This window comes from Streptomyces pimonensis, from assembly GCF_041380215.1.
GTDB classification, from domain to species: domain Bacteria; phylum Actinomycetota; class Actinomycetes; order Streptomycetales; family Streptomycetaceae; genus Streptomyces; species Streptomyces pimonensis.
In genome coordinates, this window is sequence record NZ_JAHWZY010000001.1 from 435,958 (window position 1) to 458,541 (window position 22,584).

The following is a 22,584-nucleotide window of genomic DNA, read 5'->3' on the forward strand; positions in this document are numbered from 1 at the left end:
TCAGCTCCCGAACAGTTCACGAGCGGCGTGGCCGAGCACGGGGTAGATCGCCCCGAGCATCAGCACGAGCCACAGGGCGACGACGGTCCAGAGCATCTGCTTCTGGTAGCGGGCGCCCTTGACCCAGAAGTCGACGGCGATGACACGCAGGCCGTTGAGCGCGTGGAACAGGATGGCGGCGACGAGGCCGTACTCCAGCAGCGCGACGATCGGCGTCTTGTACGTGGCCACGACGGTGTCGTAGGCCTCGGGGGACACCCGCACGAGAGCGGTGTCCAGCACGTGAACGAACAGGAAGAAGAAGATGAGGACGCCGGTGACTCGGTGAGCCACCCAGGACCACATTCCTTCCCGGCCGCGGTACAGCGTTCCAGCCGGCACGGAAGTTTCCTCCGGGAGCGGGGTTCAGGGCCGCGCCGGCTTTCCTTGTCGGTCGGGCCCGGCCGGGTACGGTCCACCGGCCCCCAGCATGTTAGCGACGCTCGCCCTCGGTGCTCACAGGGGGCCTGCCGGTGTGATCGAACAGGCACGCTTACGGGCTATCGCGGCGGCGTCCGGGAGGGAATGTCCGGTTCTGCGCGAGGGCGGCGGCGCCGTCGCGGCCGGGCGCGCCCGCGCGGCGGAGCCGCAGGTCGTCACAGCCCCGCGCCCTCAAGGGTGCTCACCAGTCTGCCCCGTGCCAGGCGGCGGAGCTCCTCGGCCGCCACCGCCCGTTCCTCGTCCGGATCGTTCGCCAATCGTGACCGGATGTCCTCCAGGACCCGGCCCAGGGTCTCCTCCCGGGGCACGCCGTCCAGGCAGATGACGAAGACGTGGCCGAACTTGCTCTCGTACGCCGTGTGGGCCGCGGTCAGGGCCGTGTGGGCGGCGGAGTAGGTGTCCTCGGGGAGGGCGGGGAGGTCCTCCGCCGCCAGGGCCTGCGCCAGTTCCCCGGGGGAGAGGTCGTACATCGCCTCGTCGGAGGCCGCCAGGAGGGACGGCAGGTCGGGGTAGGGGCGGTGGCCGGAGAGGCGCAGGGCCCAGCGCGGGCTGCGCAGGCAGGCGAGGAGGGTGCGCCCGGCGTCCTCGGCGGAAGCGGTGTTGAACCGCTCGAGCGCGGGCGGGGCGCCGGGCGCGCCGCGGGACTGTCCGGGTATGGCGACTCGGCCGGGGAGGTCTGGGAGACGGTGCGCAGGCAGCGTGGGTCCTCGTGGGCGTCACGTGTGTGTCGGTGGGAGATGCTGTGAGAGTTGTGACGTCACGTTATCGAGTGAGTCCGAGTCGTGTCCGATCAGTACCCCGAATTCACCCGAACGGCAGAGTTTGAAGGCGGCTCGACGACGCCCTTCACCCGTTCGGGTCGTAAGTTGGCCGGGTGAGCCGGCACAGGAAGTACAGGCAGCACAGGCACCGCGCGGCGGCGGGGACGGTGCGGCGGCGACGGGTGCTGACCGGGGCGGTCGCCGCGGGCGCGCTGGTGGCCGCGTCCGGCGTGGGTCTCGGTCTCTGGGCGGCCTCGGACGGCGGCGGGTCCGCGGGCTCGACGGCGGCGTCCCCCGCGCAGAGCCCGGGGCCGAGCCGTTCCCATCCGCTGTCGAAGGCGCCGCGCACCATACCCGCCGTACGCGACCACACCGCGGAACGCGGTCCGGGCTGGCGCCCCGCGCAGGGCCACCGGGTGGTCGTGGACGACCCCGCGCTGGCCGACGAGGGACGCCTGGCGGCCGGTGAGCTGGGACTGACGTACGCGGGGGAGAGGGACGACCGGCGGGCCGGCGATCTGCGGCTGGAGCTGAACCGGGACGCGGGCGCGAACCCCGAGTCGTACACGATGACCGTGCGGGACGGGCGGGTGACCGTGACCGCCCCCGGCGAGGCCGGCGTGTTCTACGGCACCCGCACCCTCAAGCAGGAGGTCGAGGGGGCCGGCGCCGCCCCCGAGGGCGTGGTGCGCGACGAGCCCGCCAAACAGCGGCGCGGGCTGATGCTGGACATCGCGCGCAAGCACTACACCGCCGACTGGATAGCGGACCGGATCCGCGAGCTCGGCGATCTGAAGTTCAACGAGATCGGCCTGCACTTCTCCGACGACCAGGGCTTCCGCATCGAGTCCGACACGCACCCGGAGGTCGTGTCCGAGCAGCACCTGACCAAGGCGCAGGTGAAGAGGATCGTCGACCTCGCGGAGAGCCGGCACATCACCGTCGTCCCCGAGATCGACTCGCCCGGACACCTGGGCGCGGTCCTCGCCGCCCACCCGGAGCTGCAGCTGCGCGACGCGGACGGCGACGCGGTGCGCGGTGCGATCGACATCTCCAAGCCCGGGTCCGCCGAGATCGTCGACGACCTGCTGGAGGAGTACGCCGGGCTCTTCCCCGGCGGACAGTGGCACCTGGGCGGCGACGAGTACCAGGCGCTGGTGGTGTCCGACCCCGAGGCGTCGTTCCCGGGCCTCGCCGCCGCCGCGCGGGAGAAGTACGGCTCCGGCGCGACCGTGGAGGACCTGACCACCGGCTGGCTCAACGACCGGTCCGCCACGGTCCGCGCCCACGGCCGCACGCCCCGTGCCTGGAACGACGGGTTCTTCAGGGGCGGCTCGGTGCGGGCCGCGAAGGACATCCAGGTCGCCTACTGGACCGGCAAGGAGATCGGCGCCCGGCAGCCCGCGGAGTACCTGAGCGAGGGCCGTGAGGTCATCAACCACAACGACGAGTTCCTCTACTACGTGCTCGGGGAGCCCCTGACCTTCGTCTATCCGACGGGCGAGCGGATCTACGAGCAGTGGACGCCGTTGGTGCTGCGCGGCACCACCGCCGTCCCGGAGCGGTACGACGGGCAGATCCTCGGCGGGGCCCTCGCCGTCTGGGGCGACATCCCCCGGGCCCAGACCCAGGACCAGGTCGCGGCCGGGATCCGGCTGCCGCTGCGGGCGACCGTCCAGAAACTCTGGGATCCGGACGAACCGGAGCTGTCCTGGGCGCAGTTCCGGGACCTGGCGGACGAGCTGGACTGACCGGGCGCCGGGCCGGTCCGTGCCGCGGAACGGATTGCCGCATACGGCTGCGGGCCCCCGCACGACTGTGGTGGTGTTCTGGACAGGCCGAAGGAACCGACACAGCGGGGGAACACCGGCATATGGGTTACTGGGGGTATTTCGTCGTGGGCCGCGGGGAGCGGCCGCTGGCCGAACTGGACACGCTGGCCGGTGCGGCCGGGGGCATGACCCTGCACACCTCGGCGCCCGGCGGCTGGCAGGTGTGGGAGTACCCGGGCGGCCGGGGCGACGTCGGGAACATGAACGACCTGGCCCGGGAGACCGGCGCGCCCGCGCTGTTCGGGTACGTCATGGACGGCGACTGCGTGGTGGTGGAGGCGGCGTCACCGGAGAGCGGGGCGTGGACGACCTGCCTGGTGCGGGCCAGCATGGCCGGTTACCTCGAGGGGCAGCAGGAGGGGCTCACGCTGGAGGACTACTTCCTGGAGCCCTCCGACGCCGCCGAGCGGGCCGTTTTCTGGGCCGAGGAGGCGGGGCGCACCGCCTCCGTCGAGGACCTGGTCGAGGTGCTGACCGCCACCCCCGACCGGATGGCCGAAAATCTCTTCTTCCGCCTGCTCGACCGGCTCGGGGTGGTGCCCCTGTGACACTCCCGGCCCGTCGCACGCAGTAAGGGGAAATGCGGGCTCCGTGAGGAACGGGGCACGTGAGGGCCCCGTCGGGGGCCCGCGAACACTCCTTGGGGAGGCGTGGATGAGCCTGGTGGAAATGATCGCGCGGGCCGACGAGCGCGGACTGGCCGTGAGCGGGTTGGCTTGTTTGGATCGGTGTGTGCCGTTGCTGGGTGGCGGCGACGAGGTGCTGCGGCCCCTGTGGGCGAGCCTCGCTCAGGCCGCGCCCGCCGAGGACTGGGGGCAGCGGCTGGAACAGGTCCGCGGTGCCCTGGACACGGCGGACGGCGGCGCGGACGAGGCCGCGGCGCTCGCGCACCGGATGCTCGCCGGCGCCCCCGCCGAGCGGTCCGCCGCCGGATTGCGGGAGTGGGCCGACGACTGTTCCGTCGCCGCGCTGCGGATCCACCGGATGCTGGACGGCGCCGCCGACGACTCCGGCCTCGCCGGCGCCCGCCGCGACGGCCGCCCCGACGGCCTGTCGCCGCTGCTCGCCGCCGAACTGCGCCGCCAGCTCACGGTCCTGGAACTCCTCGCCGCCCACGGCCCGGCGGGCCTGCGCAAAGCCCTCCAGGTCTCGACGGAGGGACGCCGGGTCCTGCGCGCCGTGGTGTCCCGCCGCAGCCGCAGGGACGGCTGATGACCCGAGTCGGAGCCGCGGCGACAGTGACGAAACGCTTCGCCGGAGCGCTTACCAGGATGTGACGACTGCGACGACTGTGACCACACAGCAGGGAACCAGGGCCTCGGCCGCGACCAAGCCGGTCCGCTGGGCGGCGGACGCGGTGGCGGCGATGCGCGAAGGGGCGCGGCTGCGCCTCGACTACTCGGCGCGCAGTCTGTGGAGCGTCGACCGGGTGATCGAGGAGATACGCCGGGAGGCGGCTCCGTTCGCCGCCGTGGAACTGGTGCTGCGCGGATTCGGCTCCTATGCCGGCGAGGTGATTGCCCGTCAGACCGGTGGCGAGTGGTGGTCCTCCGGCGGCGACCACTGGGTCCGCACTCCCGACGGCCGCCTCTGGGACCCCATCGACGAGGCCCGCCGCTGCTACACGGGCGACGGCTCCCTCCGCCTGCTGTGCCGCGACGCGTCGGACGGTGCGCGGACCTGACACGTACGACGGCCGGGGCCCGCACGGCGCGGGGCCCGGCCGTCGTCGTACCGGTGGTGCGGACACGGCGCCGGAGCCCGGCCGGGCCGTGCGTCCGCCGCCGGGCCGAGGGCGCCTTTGCCGGGACGTGCGAGCCGCCGTGACCGGGGTCCGGGCCCACAGCTGCGTCGCCGGCGCCCGGCCCCACGGGCGGGACGGCGCCCACCTGGGCGGTCCCGCGGTTCCCCGGCATCGGGTCACGGGAGAACCGGCCTCCGCCCGCATGTGCCGTATGCGACGCATGAGGCGCCTGTGACGGGTGACGGGCTGTGACACTTTCGTGGCGCCGGACGCTGATGATCGTGGGGGTGCAGGCGCCGTCAGGCGTGCTCACGCCAAGCGATAGCGGTGCGCTACGCGCTCGGTACGGACGAGGACAGTTCTTGGGCCACGGAGGGGAATCCCGCCGCGCACAGGCGCACGACGGGGAACTGGGCGCGGCCGTCGCGCGGGCCCAGAAGGGGGACGAGGCCGCCTTCGCCGTGGCCTACCGGCTCATACAGCCCGGCCTGCTCGGCTATGTGCGCGGGCTCGTCGGGGACGACGCCGAGGACGTGATGTCGGACGCCTGGCTGGAGATAGCCCGCGACCTGGGGAGGTTCAAGGGCGACGGGGCCGGGTTCCGGGGCTGGACGGCCACCATCGCCCGGCACCGGGCGCTGGACCATCTGCGCCGGCAGCGGGTACGGCCCCGGCCGTCGACCCTGGAACAGGACGTCCTGGACCTCCCCGGGCCACAGAGCACCTACGACCAGGCCATGGAGGCCATGTCCACCGAACGTGCCCTCGAACTGGTCGGCGGGCTGCCGCGCGACCAGGCCGAGGCCGTGCTGCTACGGGTGGTCGTCGGCCTCGACGGCCCCGCCGCCGCCCGCGTCCTCGGCAAGCGGCCGGGCGCGGTGCGGACGGCCGCGCACCGGGGGCTGAAGCGTCTGGCGAGGCAGCTCGGCGTCGAGGGTGTGACGGATGAGGCGTCACGGACGCTGGGTGAGTCGGCATGAACGCCGGCCGGGCCGGCGGACACGGCGGGCGGCGCGGCGACGCACGACCCGGGCCGGCCGCGCCCGGCGGCCCACGACGGCCTCCGGGGTCGTCGGCCGAACGGGCCGGACATGCGGAACCTATCCGTCGGTCCGGGCGGTACCGTCCACGCGGCCGATCCGCACGGGCACGGCGGGCCGGACGAGCCGCGTCGGCAGCGTGTATCAGGTGGAACGAGCAGGAACGGGATCGGACATGGGTGAACGGCAGAACGACGGCGGGCCGGCCGGCCGTCGGCGTGTGCACCCTGAGGGCGCGCCGTCCGGGCACATCGGTCCGCATCCCGTCACCGGTGGGCGCCGGATCGTCGACGCCGCCGACCTGGAGGCGCTGCTCGCCGCCGCGCTGATCCGCCGGGACGTGGACGCCGGGGCCGAACAGCGGGCCGTCGCCGTGTTCCTGGCCGTCCGGGAGTCGGGGGCGCACGGCGCGCGCACCCGCCGCCGGGACGACTGGCGGACCCGGAAGAGCCGGCTCGGCCGCCACTCGCTGAAGGCCACGCTCTCCGTGGTGGTCGCCGGTCTCGCCCTGAGCGGGGTAGCGGTCGCCGGTATCGGTGCGACGGGCTCGTCCACGGACGGTCCGACGGAGGACGACAGGCGCACCCACGCCCCCTCGCCCGGCACCACCGGCCCGTCCGCCGGAGGTGCCGCGGGCCCGGGCGCCGACGCCGGCGCCGACCGGTCGGGCCTGCCGGGGGCCGCCCGGGAGGCCGAGGCCCACTGCCGTGCCTACGAAGAGGTCCGGAGGCGCGGCAAGGCGCTGGACGCGGCGGCCTGGAAGCGGCTGACGGAGGCGGCGGGCGGTGCGGCGAACGTCGACGCCTACTGCGCCGAGCGGCTGGAAGGAGCGGTGGGGACCGGAGGGCGGCCCACCGACACCCGGGTGCCGGAGGAGAAGGGTGACGATCCGGCCGACCGGCCCGGAAACGTCCCCTCGGAGGTCCCGAGCGGTAACGCCACGCGCAACGTGGGCGGCGGTTCGGGTACTGCGAACAGCGGCTCGGGCGGCGGTTCGGGTACTGCGGGCGGTGGTTCGGGTGGCGGTTCGGGTGCCGCGGGCGGTGGTTCGGGCGGCGGTTCGGGTGCCGCGGGCAACGGCTCGGGCGGCAGCACGGGGAAGCCCGGCGACCCGGGCGTCGAGCGCCCGTAGCCGTACCCGTGCGAACCGCGGTCGCCCGCTCGCCGTCGCCGCCCGTTCGGCGACGGCGGTGACCACGTCGAGCCGACGCCGCCGGTGACCGATGTCCGCGCACGGCCACGCCGGATGCGCGTGGGCGGCGGATCGTGTGATCCGCCGCCCACGTCACCACTCCGTCAGAGATCCGTGCCCTACGGAGTCCCTGGGGCCGGATGCCGGTTTTGAGACCAAGGTTATCGATTTCAGGCCGAAAGGCATTCGACGCTTTACGGAGGCAGCCACCACTGATCGAGGGTGAGTTCGGAAATAGAACATCCGATTCATCGCGTGGTGGTACTGAGTACTCCGCTCACATTCAGAACCTCGTGACACTCCGGCGCCTGACGACCCGTGGCCGGTGTACCGGGCTTCGCGCAGGTCACATCGATGGTCACCGTGTCGTTCTCGGAGATCTTGATGGGAGTGACCCAGTGGTAGTCCTGGTTGCGGAACGTCTCCAGCGCGATCGTGGTGATCTTGCGGTCGCCGAAGCTGATCGTCATCACGCCCTCGTCGCCCTGGAAGTTGGCGACGACGATGTCGGTGACCCCGAAGACGCTGTTCTCGGGCACCTTGTAGGTACCGGTCCTGGTCGCCCCGGTGCCCGTCTTCAGGTCGATGGTCGCCGAACTCTGCTGGCCGCCGACCGCGGTGCCGCCCCCGGCCGTGGAGCCGCTTCCGTCGCCGCCCGAACCGGCCGCACCCGCCTCCGTCACCGGCTCCTGGCCGTCGCCTCCGGGCCGGCTGTCCGCGCCGGTGCCGGGGGACTCTCCGGCGGCCTCCTGCTCCCCGGCCGGCGTCGGCCTCGGCTGGACCGCCTCGGTGGCCGCCTCCCCGGCGGCGCTGCGCACCGCAGGACGGACCAGCGTGAACCAGGCGAGCAACAGCGCGAGCAGCACCAGCAGCCACTTGGGGAAGATCGGGATCTGGACGAACTCCGCGTCCAGCGGCGGCCGTGCGACGGCGCGGCGACCCGGCCCTGCGGTACGGGCCGGCGAACCGGCCGGCCGGAGAGCTTCTTCGGGCAGGGCCGCGCCTTCGCCGTCCAGGGCCGCACCGGCAAGGAGTGGTACGACGTCACCGTCACGATCCGCCGGGCCCGGACGACAGGCCGCCCGTCTTCCAGCCCGAGGCCCTGCCGGCCGACGCCTCACCGGGCGCCGACGAGGTGCCGCAGGCCGTGCTGGAGCACCCCGAGGGAAAGGACACCAAGCTCGACAGCCACCACAACTCCGCCGCCACCGTGGGTTCCTCGAGCGGCAGCTCGGCCAGCAAGGGCGCCGGAGGTCTCGCCTTCGGGCTCGCCCCCTCGCTCCGGGGCTGTGGTTCGGTGCCGCCGCCACCGTCGGCGCCCAGCCCTGGCAGTCCTCCCGCGAGCCCCGCCGGCAGACGAACGTGGCCGAACCGCGCGTGCTGCGCAGCGACAAGGGCACGGTCGAGGTGGAGCGCAAGGTGCGGTACGAGGTGCGGATCCGCAAGCACGGCACCGAGGGCGAGCAGACCTTCGGGGACTCCGGCCCCCTCACCCAGCGCGTGCCGACCGAGCACCTGGTCCCGGTCGGCACCGAGGTGCCACTCCCGCCCCGGCCGGTGACCGAGGCCACCTCCCGGGACGTCTCGCTCTCTGACTCCCTGGCCCCGGTCGCGGTGGCCGACGAGGCCGCCCCGCACCAGGGCGGCGGCGGGCTCTCCGACGCCGTCGCCTCCGTGCTGCACCCCGTGCCCGGCGCGCCGGGCCGCAGCCGGCTCTGTACTCGGTGACCTGCCAAAGCAACGGCCGGGGCCGCCACCCCCCACAGGAGAGGCCCCGGCCGTCGCGCGGTACGGGCCGCGCGGCGACCCGTACTTCCCACAGCGCCGTGAGCGCATTTTCTGTCACACCCTCCCGGGTCACGGGTCGGTCGCATCCTGGACCGACATGGACGGGAAGGGGATTCAGGCCGTAACGTGCCTTTCGCACCAGGCCGCGCCGGACACATGACCACGAACCACCCGCGGCCGGAGACCGCAACCATCAACTGAGCAATCACGACGGCGAGAACCCGGTCCGCGAGAGCGGCGCCGGTTTAGGCGCAAAGAAGGTGCGCGTGTGCTGGGGGACGACGCGGAGCTGACCGCCGCGGTGCGTGCGGCGCAGGACGGGGACGAGAGCGCGTTCCGGACTGTGTACCGCGCCGTGCACCCGCGGCTGCTGGGATACGTACGCACACTGGTCGGCGAGCCCGACGCCGAGGACGTGACGTCCGAGGCGTGGTTGCAGATCACCCGTGACCTGGAGCGCTTCACCGGAGACGCGGACCGGTTCCGCGGCTGGGCCGCCCGCATCGCCCGCAACCGAGCGCTGGACCACATCCGCATGCGCGGACGCCGCCCCGCGATCGGGGGCGACGAGACCGAGCTCACCGGGCGGGCCGCCGAGTCCGACACGGCCGGCGAGGCGATCGAGGCGCTGGCCACCGACGGCGCGTTCTCCCTCATATCCCGCCTGCCGCAGGACCAGGCCGAGGCCGTCGTCCTGCGCGTGGTCGTGGGTCTCGACGCCAAGTCCGCCGCCGAGACCCTGGGCAAACGACCGGGTGCCGTACGGACGGCCGCGCACCGGGGTCTGAAGCGCCTGGCCGAGCTGATCGGCGGCGATCCGAAGGCCCATCCGGAATCCGCCGGGGTGCTCGACGCCCTTCCTCCTCAGAGAGAATCACGCCGTCGTACGGTGACGTCCGCGAGTGTGACGCAGACACGAACGCGGACGCAGAAGGACATGTGATGGCCGACGAGCAGCACAGGTGGCTGGACCGCGGGACTGCGGAGCGCTTACTGAGCGGAGAGCCCCCGGAAACCACCGATCCCGTCGCCCGCGACCGGGCCCGACGGCTCGCCGGGACACTGCGCGCGCTCTCCGCGCCACCCTCTGCGGCCGACGGGGAACTCCCCGGGGAGGCGGCTGCCCTGGCCGCCTTCCGCAGGTCGCGCGAGGAACGGGAGGAGCGGGCCGAGCCGGCTCTCGGCACGGACCGGCCGGACGGAACACGGCCCTGCGGCATCGGGTCGATCCGTATCGGCGCCCGGCGCGGTGACCGTTCCGGAACCGTGACCGTGGACGAACCCCGGCGGGGGCGTTCCCTGCGCCTCGGGCTGGCCGCCGCGCTGGTCGCCGGCATGGCCGGGGGCGCCGCGGTGCTGGCGGGAACCGGAGTCCTGTCCCCGCCCGACGGCTCCCGGTCCGACCCGGCCGCCTCCGTCACGGCCACAGGCGCGCGTCCCGAGCGCTCTCCGGTGTCCCCTCCGCCGAAGGGCGCCGCACCGGGCGGAGTCGTGCCCGAGGACCGGCACTCCGAAAGCCTCCCCGGTACGGCCGGGGACGGCGAGGGCGCCGCCGGGGGCGCCGACGGGTCCCGCGCACCGGAGGAGCCCGACGCGGACACCGGCGACGGCGCGGTCCGTTCCGGACGCGGCGGGAAGCAGATCGCCGAGGCCTGTCGCGCATGGCGCGACGGCAGGGCGCTGGACGGGGAACGCGAGCAGCTCCTCGAGGACGCGGCGGGCGGCCCCTCCCGGGTCGGCCCGTACTGCGAGGACGTGCTCTCCGGGCCGGACACCTCCGGCGCGTCCGGCGCGACCGGCACCGACGAGGAAGCCCCCGGGAGCAACGGCAACGGCAACGGCAACGGCAACGGGAAGGCCGACGGTCAGGGGCAGGGCGGCGGGGGCGACAGCGCCGGGAAGGGCGGCAACGGCAACGCAGGGAACAGCGGCAAGGCAGGGAACAGCGGCAACGCAGGGAACAACGGCAACGCAGGGAACAACGGCAACGCCGGGAACAGCGGCAACGGCAACGGCAACGGCGGCGACAAGAAGAACTCATGACGCGGCCGCCCCTGACCTGCGCTTTTGCCGACTGCTGAAATTTCTTCCCCAGTAGGTGTGACACTTTCGGCCCTCGTGGCGCAGTAAAGAGTGAGCCGACTGGTCATCGGCTGTCGCACGGAGCCGGGGTTCCCCCCGTACCTACGGCTCGTGCATTTCGGCGCGGGCGGGACACGTTCCCCCGGGTTCCGCCCGCGCCCCCTCTCACCAGTGCACGACGACCTTGTCGCCGTTCCGCACCTGCCCGTACAGCAGGGCGACGGCTTCCTCGTCCCGTACGTTGACGCAACCGTGCGAGGAACCGGCGTACCCCCGCGCGGCGAAGTCGGCCGAGAAGTGCACGGCCTGGCCGCCGCTGAAGAACATGGCGTACGGCATGGGGGAGTCGTAGAGCGTGGACACGTGGTGCCGGGACTTCCAGTAGACGTGGAAGACGCCCTCACGGGTCGGCGTGTACTCGGAACCGAAGCGCACCGGCATCGTCGACACCGTCCGCCCGTCGATCATCCAGCGCAGGGTGCGGCTCGACTTGCTGATGCACAGCGCGCGGCCGGTCGTGCAGCGCGGGTCGGGCGCGTCGGCCGGCTGGCCGCCCATCAGGTACAGCTCCCACCTGCCCGGTTCGCGCGTCATGGCGAGCAGCCGCTGCCAGGTGACGGAGTCGGTCACCCCCGTCCTCGGCAGCCCGCGCTTGCCCTGGAAGCCCCGGACCGCCTTCGCCGTCAGGTCGTCGTACGTCCCCGTGGGCCCGTGGAAGATCCAGGCGACCTGCCGCAGCCGGGCCTGGAGCTCGCGTACGTCGCGCCCGGAGTCACCGGGGGACCACAGCACGCGCGGTACCGGGGCGCCGGGACGGGTGGACTTCCCGCCGGCGTCCGGAGCCCGTGACGCCGACTCCGGATCCGACCCCGACGCCGGATTCGACCCCGACTCCGACTCCGACGCCGGATTCGACTCCGACTCCGACGCCGACGCCGGATTCGACCCCGACTCCGACTCCGACTCCGACTCCGGATTCGACCTCGACTCCGGCGCCGACGCGGAGGGCGTCCGGCCCGGCACCTCGATGCGCACCGGCGGCCCGCCCTCCCCGGCGGGCCGCACCGTACAGCCGGCCGTACACACCGTCAGGGCGGCCAGCGCCGCGAGACCCGCGGTCCCTCTCCTTCGCATGCCTTTCCTCCCCATGCCCCTCCTCCGCCCAGCAGCCCCGCCGTCCCACCGGCCGCGCCCGGCCGTCATCTGAGATGTTCCCCGGGTGTGACCGCCGACGAACAAGGGTGCATGGTGGTGAGTGACCGGAGGACGAGCGCCGGGGCGGTGCTGTGAGCGGGCCCCACCGTGGCTGTGAGGAAGGTCCCAGAGTGCGTCCCTCCACCGGGCCGCACGCGCACCGCTACAGTCCGTCGAAAGGTCGGCCTGTACCGACGGGCAAGTGACGGGTACCGGGCGGGCAAGTAGAGCAACGCCGCTCAGCGGGAGGTATCACACCATGGCGCGCGAGTCGGGCAGTGCCCGGACCACCGAGAGTGGACTGCCCATCGAGCCGGTCTACGGGCCGGGGGCTCTCGAGGGCTGGGACCCGCCCGGGAAGCTGGGCGAGCCGGGGGCGTACCCCTTCACCCGGGGCGTGTACCCGACGATGTACACCGGCCGGCCCTGGACGATGCGCCAGTACGCCGGTTTCGGCACGGCGACGGAGTCCAACGCCCGGTACAAGCAACTGATCGCCAACGGCACGACGGGTCTGTCGGTCGCCTTCGACCTGCCCACCCAGATGGGCCACGACTCCGACGCCCCGATCGCGCACGGCGAGGTCGGCAAGGTGGGCGTCGCCATCGACTCCGTCGACGACATGCGGGTGCTGTTCGACGGCATCCCGCTGGACCAGGTCTCCACGTCGATGACGATCAACGCCCCCGCCGCCCTGCTCCTGCTCCTCTACCAACTGGTCGCCGAGGAACAGGGCGTGGCGGCCGGCGAACTCACCGGCACGATCCAGAACGACGTGCTGAAGGAGTACATCGCCCGCGGCACCTACATCTTCCCGCCCAAGCCGTCCCTGCGCCTGATCGCCGACATCTTCCAGTACTGCGGGACCGAGATCCCCAAGTGGAACACGATCTCGATCTCCGGCTACCACATGGCCGAAGCCGGCGCCTCCCCCGCGCAGGAGATCGCCTTCACCCTCGCCGACGCCGTCGAGTACGTCCGCACGGCGCTCGCGGCCGGCATGGACGTCGACGACTTCGCCCCACGCCTTTCGTTCTTCTTCGTGGCCCGCACCACCATCCTGGAGGAGGTCGCCAAGTTCCGCGCCGCCCGCAGGATCTGGGCACGGGTGATGAAGGAGGAGTTCGGCGCGAGGAACCCCAAGTCGATGATGCTGCGCTTCCACACGCAGACGGCCGGGGTGCAGCTGACCGCCCAGCAGCCCGAGGTGAACCTGGTCCGCGTCGCCGTCCAGGGCCTGGGCGCGGTCCTCGGCGGCACCCAGTCGCTGCACACCAACTCCTTCGACGAGGCCATCGCGCTGCCGACCGACAAATCCGCCCGCCTCGCCCTGCGCACCCAGCAGGTCCTCGCCTACGAGACCGACGTCACCGCCACCGTCGACCCCTTCGCCGGCTCCTACGTCATCGAGAGGATGACCGACGACCTCGAGGCGGCGGCACTGGAGCTGATGGGCAGGGTCGAAGACCTCGGCGGCGCGGTCAACGCCATCGAGCACGGCTTCCAGAAGAACGAGATCGAGCGCAACGCCTACCGCATCGCCCAGGAGACCGACTCCGGCGAACGCGTCGTGGTCGGCGTCAACCGCTTCCAGCTCGACGAGGAGGAACCCTACGAGCCGCTCCGCGTCGACCCCGCCATCGAGGCCCAGCAGGCCGAACGCCTGGCGAAGCTCCGCGCGGAGCGCGACCGGCAGGCGGTCGACTCGGCCCTGGCCGCCCTGAAGAAGGCCGCCGAGGGCGAGGACAACGTCCTGTACCCGATGAAGGACGCCCTGAAGGCCCGCGCGACGGTGGGCGAGGTGTGCAACGCGCTGCGCGAGGTCTGGGGGACGTACGTGCCGTCGGACGCCTTCTGACCCGGTCTGTTACCCCGTATGAGTGACCGTGGGCGGAAGCCGTTCGTCCCCGGTCGCTCTCGTGGGGAGCGGACCCTCGACCTCGGCGGGCGCCCGGGCCGTACCGCAGCGGGAACCGACCCCGGACGCGACTGCCGACCAGCTCGCCCGTGCACTGCCCGGCCACCGCGTGGAGATTCTCCGGGGGAGGCTCACTGGGACACCGCCGCCGGACGGCCCGCACGGGTTGTCGCTGACGAAGTTCTGCGGAGCGCTCGAGCGTGCGGGTACCGGGGGAGACGGAGCCGAACGGATCCGGGGCGTGGGCCTGTGGCTTCCCGCGCTGCCCGCGGACTCCGCGATCCCCGGCCCGTCCGTCGTCGACGAGGACTTCCGCGACGCTCACGTCACCAGGACCCCCTACGCCCCGGACGTCTTCCGTGGGGTCGTCGGGACCACGTCGTCCGACCGGTCCGGCCGCCTCGGCCCCAAGGCCGGGTGTGGCGCCCGGGCGGGCGTCCCCGCCTGCCGGGTCGTGGACCGCAAGCACGACGAGGTCCTGCTCCCCACCGATCCGGCCGCCGGCGAGTACCCTGCCCCCCGGCGCTTCGAGCGGGGTCAGGACGTGACCGTGCCGGAGCCGGGCGGCGTAGGTGCCGAGAGCTCGGCGGACCCCCCTCCCGACGGACGAAACACCGGAGCGGAGTGCCGCGCCCCCGTGCGACACTCCCCCCATGTTCGGCGTCATCGACCTCCCCACCTATCTGGCGGGACTGATCCTCATCATCCTGCTGCCCGGCCCCAACTCCCTCTACGTCCTCTCCGTCGCCGCCCGTCGCGGTGTGCGAGCCGGGTACACGGCCGCCGCCGGGGTCTGGTGCGGGGACGCCGTGCTGATGACGCTGTCGGCCGCCGGGGTCGCCTCGCTGCTCCAGGCCAACGACGTGCTGTTCGGGATCGTGAAGTACGCGGGCGCCGGATATCTGACCTGGCTGGCCGTCGGGATGCTGCGCGCCGCGTGGGGGATGTGGCGGACGCGGCGGGACGAGGACGCGACCGGGGCCCCCGCCGTGTCCGCACCCGGTGAGCGCCCGTTCCGCCGGGCCCTGGTGGTCAGTCTGCTCAACCCCAAGGCGATCCTGTTCTTCATCGCCTTCTTCGTGCAGTTCGTCGACCCGGCCTACGCCTATCCGGTGCTCTCCTTCGTCGTCCTAGGCGCCTTCGCCCAGATCGCCAGCGTGCTCTACCTCAGCGCGCTGATCTTCGGCGGCACCCGGCTCGCCGAGGCCTTCCGTCGCCGCAGGCGCCTGTCGGCGGGGGCGACCTCGGCGGCCGGCGCCCTGTTCCTGGGCTTCGCGGCGAAGCTGTCACTGGCGAGCGCGTAGGGATCAGCGCCCGAGGGCGAGGCCGGTCGGTCCGGCGCCCACGACCAGCACATCGGTGTCGCTCACGACCACTCTCCTTAACTTCGTTAAGTAACGCGCTCCGCGCGCGTGCCCTTAACGGTGTTAAGTCGTCAAACGTGAGTTCGGAACGACGCACCCCCCTGGACCGCCGACGGGTCGCCGACACGGCGCTGAGACTGCTGAACGAGGTCGGCCTGGAAGGCCTGACGCTGCGCGCGATCGCCAGGGAACTGGACGTCAAGGCGCCCGCCCTCTACTGGCACTTCAAGGACAAGCAGGCGCTGCTCGACGAGATGGCGACGGAGATGATGCGGCGCATGAGCGCCGACCTGACCGCCCGTCCGGCCGGCGACTGGCGGGAGGCGCTCCGCCTGATGATGGGCGGCCTGCGCGAGCACCTCCTCGGCTACCGCGACGGCGCCAAGGTCTACGCGGGAACCCGCTTCACCGACATGTCGTACGCCGAACCGATGGAGGCGAGTCTGCGGGTGCTCACCGACGCGGGGTTCACCCCGGCGGCCGCCGCCCGCGCCTGGTCCACGGCGTACAGCTACACCATCGGATACGTCATCGAGGAGCAGGCGATGGGCCCCGACCCCGCCACCGGGGCCGGGGGCCACGACCTGGACGCCCGGGGCGAGCGCCTGGCCGCCCAGCCGCTCGCCGCGCAGGCCGGGTACGAGATGTTCCGGGACCACCGGGCCGGCTTCGAGGCGGGACTCGACGCGGTCGTCGAAGGCGTCGCCCTCACCCTCCGGGACCGCTGACGGCACTCGGCCCCGTCGCGCGCCCCGCGCGGCACCGGGGCGAACCCGGGGACGGCCCGTCGCGCACGTGTGACGGGCCGCCGTTTCCCGTCACGACGGGCGCCCGGCCGGCTCACCGGGCACCCGCACACGGCGTCGCCGGGTGGGGCCGCCGCCCTGGACGCTCCGCGACCGGAGTTCAGAGCCGCCCGGACAGTGCCGCCCGCAGCCTCGGAGTCAGCGGCTTCTCGACACCGCGGTGCAGCAGCCAGGCGAGGAGCAGCATCGAGGCGACCGCGAGAGCGAAGGTCTCAGCCGAGGCCAGGCCCAGGCCGCGGTGCAGCCCGTGGATCACCACCCAGCCCAGGTGCTCGTGCACCAGGTAGAACGGGTACGTCAGCGCCCCTGCCACCGTCAGCCAGCGCCAGTTCACCCGGTTCAGCCACCCCAGCGCGATCGCGGCGACCGCGACGAAGCCGAGCGTCACCACCAGGACGATCCCGAGCGACGTCCGGTTCGAGAAGGCGTCCGCGCTCGGCGCGTGCCACAGTTCACGGACCGCGTGGTGCTGCCCGATCAGCCAGCTCACGCCGACGATGCCCCACGCGTAGGCGTCCCGCCGGTCGCGGTGGACCAGGTACAGGCCGATGCCGCCGACGAAGAACGGCGCGTACTCGGGCATCAGGACCAGGTCGAGCAGCGGTTCGTCGGCGCCGTGGGCGATCGCCGCCGCCAGGGTCCACAGTGCGCAGAACAGGATCACGCGCCGACGGCTCGCGCCGGGCAGTACCACGCACAGCGCGAACAGCGCGTAGAAGCGGATCTCCGCCCACAACGTCCAGCACACCCCCAGCACCCGCTCCACCCCGAGCGGCTGCTGGAGCATCGTCAGGTTCACCAGTGCGTCGCTGGGCGAGACCGCGTCGTAGGCGACCACCGGCAGCGCGAACACCGCCGTCACGAGGAGGACCGCCGCCCAGTACGCCGGCAGCAGACGGGAGGCGCGGGAGGCGAAGAAGGACGTCAGCGACCGGCCCCAGCCGCTCATGCAGATGACGAATCCGCTGATCACGAAGAAGATCTGCACACCCAGGCAGCCGTAGGCGAAGAAGGCGTGCAGCGTGGGGAACTGCACCTTGGGCGAACTTCCCCAGGCTTCGGTGACCGCGCCCCCGCGGCCGCCGTAGTGATACGCCGCGACCATGAGGGCGGCGATCAGACGCAGTCCGTCCAGGGCGCGCAGCCGCGACTCCCGGCGGGGCGCCCCCGGCTCCGTCCCCCGTGGCGTGTCGGGTATCGGACGGGCGATCGTGCTGGTCAAGGAAATCCCCTGCGTTCATGGTCCTGGCCGCGCGTACGCCAGCACGCTAGACCGATTCGCAGGTGACGCCCGGCCACCGGGCCAACGATTCCTCGTTAGGACGCGACGAGTTCACCCTGACGTCGTTTTGGCTTCCTAAAGTCTCTCGACACCCCACCTGGAAGACATCACGACCGACGCCGTCCCGCGGGCGGCGGCTGGTTCCGCACAAGGAGTGCCATGACGACGGTCCACAACAGACGGGCACGCGCACGAGGAGGGGAGCTGGACGACTGCCTGCGTGCCTGCGCGGTACACAGCGGCAAGCTCGTCGGCAGCGTCGACCGCCGCCGCATCCAACTCGCCGAGCAGCTGCGGAAGCTGCTCGTCGTGTGCGCCACCGGCGCCACGCCGGAGCCGACACCCGCGTCGAGCGGAGCGACCGCCCTGCTCAAGCGGGCCGTGAAGGGTGCGGCAACGCCTTCTCCCAGCCTGTCCAACGAGCTGCTGGACGCCCTGCTCGCCGTCGCCAACAAGGCCCTCGAATGCGGCTACGACGACGAACTGAACCTCGCGCTCCTCATCAGCGACACCGTGCTGGCCCAGCGCAAGAGCTCCCGGGCCGGCTGGCGGCTGCGTGCCCGCCTGCTGGAGGCCCTCGGCGACGAGGCCGAGGCCGTGACCGCCTACGAGCGGTACCTGGGCCTCACCGACGACGACGGTTTCGGCGTGCGCGCCAAGGTCGCCGGACTGCGTGTCGCGGCGGAGAAGGAGCAGGAGCTGCTCGCCCTGCTGCGCCGCCAGTGCCCGCGCGCCGAGGAGTTCGTCCGCGGACCCGCCACCGACGTGTGGGCCGAGGGCCTGGCCGCGCATGCCGTGGGGGACTGGGCCGAGGCCGAACCGCGCATGGTGGGAGCGCTCCTCACGCTGGCCGCCGAGCCGTCCCCGGTCGCCGACCGGCAGGAACTGCTCAATCAGTACCTGGACCTGCGCACCAACCGGGGCGGCGACCTCGCGGCTCTCACCGAGGCCCTCGCCCTCTACGCCGAGCAGCGCCGCACCCGGATGCGCGGCCCCGTCGCCGACCCGACCATCGGCGGCGTGCAGTGGCTCAGCCTCGGCGAGTTCCGCAACGAGATCGCCGGCAAGTCCATCTGCCTGATAGCCAACTCCGGCCGGGTGGGCAGCAGCTCGATGGGTGCCGAGATCGACGGCTACGACCTGGTGGTGCGCTTCAACTCGTACCGCATCGACCCGAAGCACACCGGCAGCCGCACCGATATCCACGCCACCATCCACAAGCACGGCTTCAACTGGGACCAGCAGGTCACCACCCGGCTCGTCTTCGGCGGCATCTCCAACGACTGGAAGTACTCGCTGCGCAACCGTCTCGTGCCCGGTGCCCAGCGGTTCCTCGGCGACGAGTCGCTGCGCTGGCCCGTGCGCAACATCGGCCGCCTGGGCAACGACGCCTGGTCGGGCATCCCGACCACCGGCTTCAACATGCTGTTCCTGCTGGACTTCCTGGATGTCAGCCCCACGCTCGACCTGATCGGCTTCGACTTCTACGAGAGCGGCGCCTACCGCGTGCCGGAGGCCATGAAGATGCCGATCACGTCCGTGCACGAGTACACCAGCGAGAAGGAATGGGTCATGCAGCGGGCCCAGCGAGTGACCGACATGAGGATTTCCCTGCGATGACCACGACCTTCCTGGCCGGCACCACCTCCTCCCAGGCCCCGGCCCCCTCGTCGGCCGCACTCACCGGCAAGCGGCGCGTCGCCTTCGCCTCCTACGTCGACGAGAACTACCTGCCCGGCTTCCTCGCCCTGCTGCGCAGCCTCGCCCTGTCCAACCCCGGGGTGTGCGAGGACTTCGTCGTCCTCCACGACGACCTGCGCCCCGGCTCCATCGCGAAGATCCGCGCCCTGCACCCGCGCATCGTGCTGCGCCGTGTGAACGCCGAGCACTACGACTCGTACAAGAAGGGCGACCAGGACAACTACCTGGTCCGCAAGGCGTACTTCATCCTCGACGTCTTCCGGATCCGTGAATACGACACGGTCATCACCCTCGACACCGACATGGTCGTCCTCGGTGACCTGGGTGAACTCCTGCGCCTTCGTGAAGGGCTGGCGGCCGTCCCGCAGTTCTTCTACGGGCAGCACAAGCTCAACTCCGGTCTGCTGGTGATCCAGCGCGAGTACCTCACCGACGCCTTCTGCGCGAAGCTCGACGCGACCGGACGCAGCGGGGACTACGAACTCGACAAGCACGACCAGGGCATCCTCAACGCCGTCCTGGACGGCGACTTCGTCCGGCTCGACGCCCGCTACAACTTCGTCAAGCGGCGCCTGTCCGGTGACCTGCCGGTGCCCGACGACACGGCGATCCTGCACTTCACCGGGCGGCACAAGCCCTGGCAGGGCGGCGAGGCCGGCTACTCCCTGGCGGAGGAGTGCTGGCGCGGGTTCGACCTGTCCGACGCCGACTTCCACGCCGCGTACCTGGCGTCCTCCGGCGGTCTCCACCACGACCTGCTGGTGCACTTCGGCACCCCGCACGTCATGCGCACCGGGGATGTCGAGTGCGCCCGCAAGGTCGCCGCCGCGCACATCGCGGCCGGCGACTACCAGGACGCCGTCGACATCCTGAGCAGCGTCCACATCCCGCTCGACGCCGCCTGGCCGCACGAGGTGCTCGGCCACGCCCTGATGAGCGTCTCCCGCTACGAGGAGGCCAAGGCCCAGCTGTTGCTGGCCACCTCCGCCCCCAACCGGGCCGCCACCGCCTACGCCCGGCTTGCCCAGATGGCCTGGGTGCACGGCGACAACGCCGAGGCGCTGCGGTACGCCACCGCCGGCATCTCCGTCGACCCGACCCACCGGTCGAGCAGGCTGTGGGCGCAGCGCGCCGGCACCGTGCCCGCCCAGGAGCAGGGCAGCCCCGGAGAGCAGTTGGCGCACGTCGCCTTCTACATGGACCGGCAGGGCAACGCGGGCGACAAGCTGCTTCCGGAGACGGTGCGCCTGGCGTTCGGCGAGGACACCACCTCCCGGCGCTGGCACTCCGTCCACGCCCACCGCCTGTTCGACGAGAAGGCCCTGGAGCGGGTCAACGCCCGGCGTGGTCTGGTCATCGGCGGCGGCGGACTGTTCATTCCGGACACGATGCCCAACGGCAACAGCGCCTGGCAGTGGAACGTGGCCGACGAGCAGCTGCGCGGCATCGACGTGCCGATCATGGTGTACGCGGTGGGGTTCAACGCGTTCGACGGGCAGTCGTACCGGGCCGGGCGGTTCCGCGAGAGCCTCCGGCTGCTGGTGGAGAAGTCCGCGTTCTTCGGACTGCGCAACCACGGCTCCATCGCGAAGGTACGGGCGATGCTCCCGGACCACCTGCACGACCGAGTCCGCTTCCAGCCCTGCCCCACCACGGTCAGCCGTCAGCTCGTCCCCGGCTGGACCGACCCGCTGCACCGCGAGGACACCGTCCTGCTGAACGCCGCCTATGACCGGGCGGGCCTGCGCTTCGGGCACGACTACGGCCACTTCCTCGCGGAGATCGCGAAGGCCGTGCGGGGCATCGGCGAGCACACCGAGGTCCGCTGCGCCGCGCACTCGCTGGACGACGAGCGGATCGCCTTCGACCTGCGCCGTGAGCACGGCATCTCGCTGCCGGTGATCCCGATGTACGACTTCGACAACGACGCCATCCGGGACCTGTACGCGAGGACCCGCCTGGTCATCGGCATGCGCGGGCACGCCGGGATGATCCCGTTCGGCGTGGGCACGCCGATCATCAGCCTGATCTCGCACCCCAAGATGGCGTATTTCCTGGCCGACATCGAGCGTCCCGAGTGGGGCATATCCGTGCACGAGCGGAACCTGGGCGCGATGCTCACCGAGCGGGCCATCGGCATCCTGGACGCCCACGCGGCGACGGTCGCCGACGTCCACGAGCGTCAGCAGACGCTGTGGAAGGTCACCGAGGCGAACGCCGCCGACCTGCGGAGGATCCTCGGAGCCTGAAACGCGGTGAGCCCTCGCGGCCGGTGGACCGCGAGGGCTCACGCACGTGGGTTCAGCGACCCACGGCCTTCTTCACCAGCCGGGTCAGGCGGGAACCGCCGTGCTGCTCCCGGTCCTGCTCGTACGCCTTGCGCAACTGCTCGAAGTGGTCCGCGCGGGTCCGGCTCAGGTACTCGTCCGAGGTCAGCGGCTTGGCGATCGACCAGGCCCGACGGTGCTCGCCGGCGTAGTGGGCGGTGTAGGCCTTGGCGAACTCCAGGACCGGCTTGAAGGGGATCCCGCCCGTGTGGTCGCGGTCGATCCGCTCCTGGACAGCGGAGATCAGCGACAGTTTCTCGTCGACGGAGTAGGAGTCCTCCGCGACGGCCTTCAGCACATGCCCGGGGATCGGCCGGACCACTTCGAAGGCGAGCGTGGAGCGGATCGGCGGCCCGGCGATCTCTATGTACGGCAGCAGTGCGCCGGTGCTGTGGTGCAGCCACGGCAGCCGCGGTCCGGCGAAATCCTGGTGCAGCACCACCGAGCCCGGCCGCAACCGGGTCAGGAATCGTTCGGCCACGCACCGGAACACCCGTGCCGTCTTGGCGATGTCGACGTGCAGGAACTCGACGGGGCTGGTGTCCTCGGGGTCGGAGGTCTGCCAGAGGTCCCCGGCGTGGATCTCCAGGAACGGCAGGAACGGCTCCAGCCGCCCGCGGAAGTCGTCCAGGAAGGAGTTCTCGCCCTGTGGCTTCGCTCCGTCGGCGAAGAACTTCTCGGAGGCGAACGTGCCCTTGCCCACGCGGAAGAAGTCGTACGCATGGAGCCGTCCCGTGCGCTCGTCGAACACCGGGTTCTCCCGCAGGCCCAGTGCGAGGGCGTACGTGGAACCGCCCCCGCCGGATCCCAGTTCGACCAGCCGGTCCTTGCCTGTGAGGTGATGGCGTCCCAGCAGATAGAGGAACTGCAACTCCCAGGTGCTCACCTGGGAGTAGGGAATGGTGTCCGGCAGCCGGACATCGCCGAGGAGGGAGTAGAGCCGACCGAACTTCGTCATGAATGCCTCACGGGTTGGACAACGCTGGAGGGGAGCGGCAATGCGGTACGGAACGCACGACCGTTGATACACCAGCGAACCCGAGGAATATGTTGCCTTCGGCTGAACGTCCGGC

At 72.1% G+C, this 22,584-nt stretch carries 20 protein-coding genes and 1 pseudogene; 15 read left to right on the forward strand and 6 right to left on the reverse strand.

Going from position 1 to position 22,584, the window contains the following annotated elements; genetic code table 11:
- Entirely contained in the window at window positions 1-381 is a 381-nt protein-coding gene (sdhC, locus tag KYY02_RS02140) for a succinate dehydrogenase, cytochrome b556 subunit (protein ID WP_078662030.1), read from the reverse strand.
- Between the two features lie 254 nt (window positions 382-635).
- Window positions 636-1,178 (reverse strand): 2-oxo-4-hydroxy-4-carboxy-5-ureidoimidazoline decarboxylase, encoded by a 543-nt coding sequence (locus KYY02_RS02145; protein WP_371235716.1) that lies wholly within the window; start codon window positions 1,176-1,178, stop codon window positions 636-638.
- Window positions 1,179-1,426: 248 nt separating this feature from the next.
- Between KYY02_RS02145 and KYY02_RS02150 the strand changes: the two genes are divergently transcribed.
- From KYY02_RS02150 to KYY02_RS02175, 6 genes are all read left to right on the forward strand, one after another.
- The gene (locus KYY02_RS02150; protein WP_371235717.1) at window positions 1,427-2,992 is read left to right on the forward strand and encodes a beta-N-acetylhexosaminidase; all 1,566 of its coding nucleotides are present in this window, start codon (window positions 1,427-1,429) and stop codon (window positions 2,990-2,992) included.
- A gap of 122 nt (window positions 2,993-3,114) precedes the next feature.
- Window positions 3,115-3,621, forward strand: coding sequence for a hypothetical protein (locus KYY02_RS02155; protein ID WP_371235626.1), 507 nt, complete (start codon window positions 3,115-3,117; stop codon window positions 3,619-3,621).
- Window positions 3,622-3,727: 106 nt separating this feature from the next.
- On the forward strand, window positions 3,728-4,285 hold the full coding sequence (locus KYY02_RS02160) for a hypothetical protein (RefSeq protein WP_371235627.1): 558 nt from the start codon (window positions 3,728-3,730) through the stop codon (window positions 4,283-4,285).
- A gap of 79 nt (window positions 4,286-4,364) precedes the next feature.
- A complete protein-coding gene (locus KYY02_RS02165; protein ID WP_371235628.1) occupies window positions 4,365-4,757 on the forward strand; it encodes a hypothetical protein in 393 nt (130 codons plus the stop codon).
- 422 nt (window positions 4,758-5,179) lie between these two features.
- Window positions 5,180-5,797 (forward strand): RNA polymerase sigma factor, encoded by a 618-nt coding sequence (locus KYY02_RS02170; protein ID WP_371235629.1) that lies wholly within the window; start codon window positions 5,180-5,182, stop codon window positions 5,795-5,797.
- Window positions 5,798-6,032: 235 nt separating this feature from the next.
- The gene (locus tag KYY02_RS02175) at window positions 6,033-6,989 is read left to right on the forward strand and encodes a hypothetical protein (protein ID WP_371235630.1); all 957 of its coding nucleotides are present in this window, start codon (window positions 6,033-6,035) and stop codon (window positions 6,987-6,989) included.
- A gap of 308 nt (window positions 6,990-7,297) precedes the next feature.
- Here the strand turns inward: KYY02_RS02175 and KYY02_RS02180 are convergent, their stop codons facing one another.
- Window positions 7,298-7,915, reverse strand: coding sequence for a hypothetical protein (locus KYY02_RS02180; protein WP_371235631.1), 618 nt, complete (start codon window positions 7,913-7,915; stop codon window positions 7,298-7,300).
- Window positions 7,916-8,411: 496 nt separating this feature from the next.
- Here KYY02_RS02180 and KYY02_RS02185 point away from each other — a divergent pair, with 496 nt between their 5' ends.
- The 3 genes from KYY02_RS02185 (at window position 8,412) to KYY02_RS02195 (ending at window position 10,880) form a co-directional block, all read left to right on the forward strand.
- A complete protein-coding gene (locus tag KYY02_RS02185) occupies window positions 8,412-8,777 on the forward strand; it encodes a hypothetical protein (RefSeq protein ID WP_371235632.1) in 366 nt (121 codons plus the stop codon).
- A 328-nt stretch (window positions 8,778-9,105) separates the two neighbouring features.
- On the forward strand, window positions 9,106-9,780 hold the full coding sequence (locus tag KYY02_RS02190; protein ID WP_371235633.1) for an RNA polymerase sigma factor: 675 nt from the start codon (window positions 9,106-9,108) through the stop codon (window positions 9,778-9,780).
- Window positions 9,780-10,880, forward strand: coding sequence for a hypothetical protein (locus tag KYY02_RS02195; protein ID WP_371235634.1), 1,101 nt, complete (start codon window positions 9,780-9,782; stop codon window positions 10,878-10,880). The genes KYY02_RS02190 and KYY02_RS02195 overlap by 1 nt, the downstream gene beginning before the upstream one ends.
- A 204-nt stretch (window positions 10,881-11,084) precedes the next feature.
- Here the strand turns inward: KYY02_RS02195 and KYY02_RS02200 are convergent, their stop codons facing one another.
- Window positions 11,085-12,053 (reverse strand): L,D-transpeptidase family protein, encoded by a 969-nt coding sequence (locus tag KYY02_RS02200; RefSeq protein WP_371235635.1) that lies wholly within the window; start codon window positions 12,051-12,053, stop codon window positions 11,085-11,087.
- Between the two features lie 319 nt (window positions 12,054-12,372).
- Between KYY02_RS02200 and KYY02_RS02205 the strand changes: the two genes are divergently transcribed.
- The 4 genes and pseudogenes from KYY02_RS02205 (at window position 12,373) to KYY02_RS02220 (ending at window position 16,123) form a co-directional block, all read left to right on the forward strand.
- Window positions 12,373-13,971 (forward strand): acyl-CoA mutase large subunit family protein, encoded by a 1,599-nt coding sequence (locus tag KYY02_RS02205; protein ID WP_371235636.1) that lies wholly within the window; start codon window positions 12,373-12,375, stop codon window positions 13,969-13,971.
- Window positions 13,972-14,032: 61 nt separating this feature from the next.
- A pseudogene (locus tag KYY02_RS02210) lies at window positions 14,033-14,578 on the forward strand (Uma2 family endonuclease); the annotation flags it as partial.
- 106 nt (window positions 14,579-14,684) lie between these two features.
- Window positions 14,685-15,335, forward strand: coding sequence for a leucine efflux protein LeuE (gene leuE, locus KYY02_RS02215; RefSeq protein WP_371235637.1), 651 nt, complete (start codon window positions 14,685-14,687; stop codon window positions 15,333-15,335).
- A 137-nt stretch (window positions 15,336-15,472) separates the two neighbouring features.
- On the forward strand, window positions 15,473-16,123 hold the full coding sequence (locus KYY02_RS02220; RefSeq protein ID WP_371235638.1) for a TetR/AcrR family transcriptional regulator C-terminal domain-containing protein: 651 nt from the start codon (window positions 15,473-15,475) through the stop codon (window positions 16,121-16,123).
- A 178-nt stretch (window positions 16,124-16,301) separates the two neighbouring features.
- Here KYY02_RS02220 and KYY02_RS02225 read toward each other — a convergent pair whose 3' ends face one another.
- Window positions 16,302-17,423 (reverse strand): acyltransferase family protein, encoded by a 1,122-nt coding sequence (locus KYY02_RS02225; RefSeq protein WP_371235639.1) that lies wholly within the window; start codon window positions 17,421-17,423, stop codon window positions 16,302-16,304.
- A gap of 219 nt (window positions 17,424-17,642) precedes the next feature.
- On the opposite strand from KYY02_RS02225, the gene KYY02_RS02230 reads away from it, so the two are divergent.
- Both KYY02_RS02230 and KYY02_RS02235 read left to right on the forward strand, forming a co-directional pair.
- Window positions 17,643-19,103: a glycosyltransferase family 29 protein gene (locus KYY02_RS02230; protein WP_371235640.1), complete on the forward strand. Its 1,461-nt coding sequence runs from the start codon at window positions 17,643-17,645 to the stop codon at window positions 19,101-19,103.
- A complete protein-coding gene (locus KYY02_RS02235) occupies window positions 19,100-21,433 on the forward strand; it encodes a glycosyltransferase (protein ID WP_371235641.1) in 2,334 nt (777 codons plus the stop codon). Before KYY02_RS02230 ends, KYY02_RS02235 begins: the two co-directional genes overlap by 4 nt.
- Before the next feature lie 52 nt (window positions 21,434-21,485).
- Here the strand turns inward: KYY02_RS02235 and KYY02_RS02240 are convergent, their stop codons facing one another.
- Window positions 21,486-22,469 carry a class I SAM-dependent methyltransferase gene (locus KYY02_RS02240; protein ID WP_371235642.1) on the reverse strand — a complete coding sequence of 328 codons (984 nt, stop codon included), beginning with the start codon at window positions 22,467-22,469 and terminating at the stop codon, window positions 21,486-21,488.
- Window positions 22,470-22,584: the final 115 nt, after the last annotated feature.

Bases quoted from the DNA above. Each gene is read 5' to 3' on its own strand.
- KYY02_RS02155 (WP_371235626.1), top strand. From the start codon at position 3,115: ATGGGTTACTGGGGGTATTTCGTCGTGGGCCGCGGGGAGCGGCCGCTG.
- KYY02_RS02160 (WP_371235627.1), top strand. From the start codon at position 3,728: ATGAGCCTGGTGGAAATGATCGCGCGGGCCGACGAGCGCGGACTGGCC.
- KYY02_RS02175 (WP_371235630.1), top strand. From the start codon at position 6,033: ATGGGTGAACGGCAGAACGACGGCGGGCCGGCCGGCCGTCGGCGTGTG.
- KYY02_RS02195 (WP_371235634.1), top strand. From the start codon at position 9,780: ATGGCCGACGAGCAGCACAGGTGGCTGGACCGCGGGACTGCGGAGCGC.
- KYY02_RS02200 (WP_371235635.1), bottom strand. From the start codon at position 12,053: ATGCGAAGGAGAGGGACCGCGGGTCTCGCGGCGCTGGCCGCCCTGACG.
- KYY02_RS02205 (WP_371235636.1), top strand. From the start codon at position 12,373: ATGGCGCGCGAGTCGGGCAGTGCCCGGACCACCGAGAGTGGACTGCCC.
- leuE (WP_371235637.1), top strand. From the start codon at position 14,685: ATGTTCGGCGTCATCGACCTCCCCACCTATCTGGCGGGACTGATCCTC.
- KYY02_RS02230 (WP_371235640.1), top strand. From the start codon at position 17,643: ATGACGACGGTCCACAACAGACGGGCACGCGCACGAGGAGGGGAGCTG.
- KYY02_RS02235 (WP_371235641.1), top strand. From the start codon at position 19,100: ATGACCACGACCTTCCTGGCCGGCACCACCTCCTCCCAGGCCCCGGCC.
- KYY02_RS02240 (WP_371235642.1), bottom strand. From the start codon at position 22,469: ATGACGAAGTTCGGTCGGCTCTACTCCCTCCTCGGCGATGTCCGGCTG.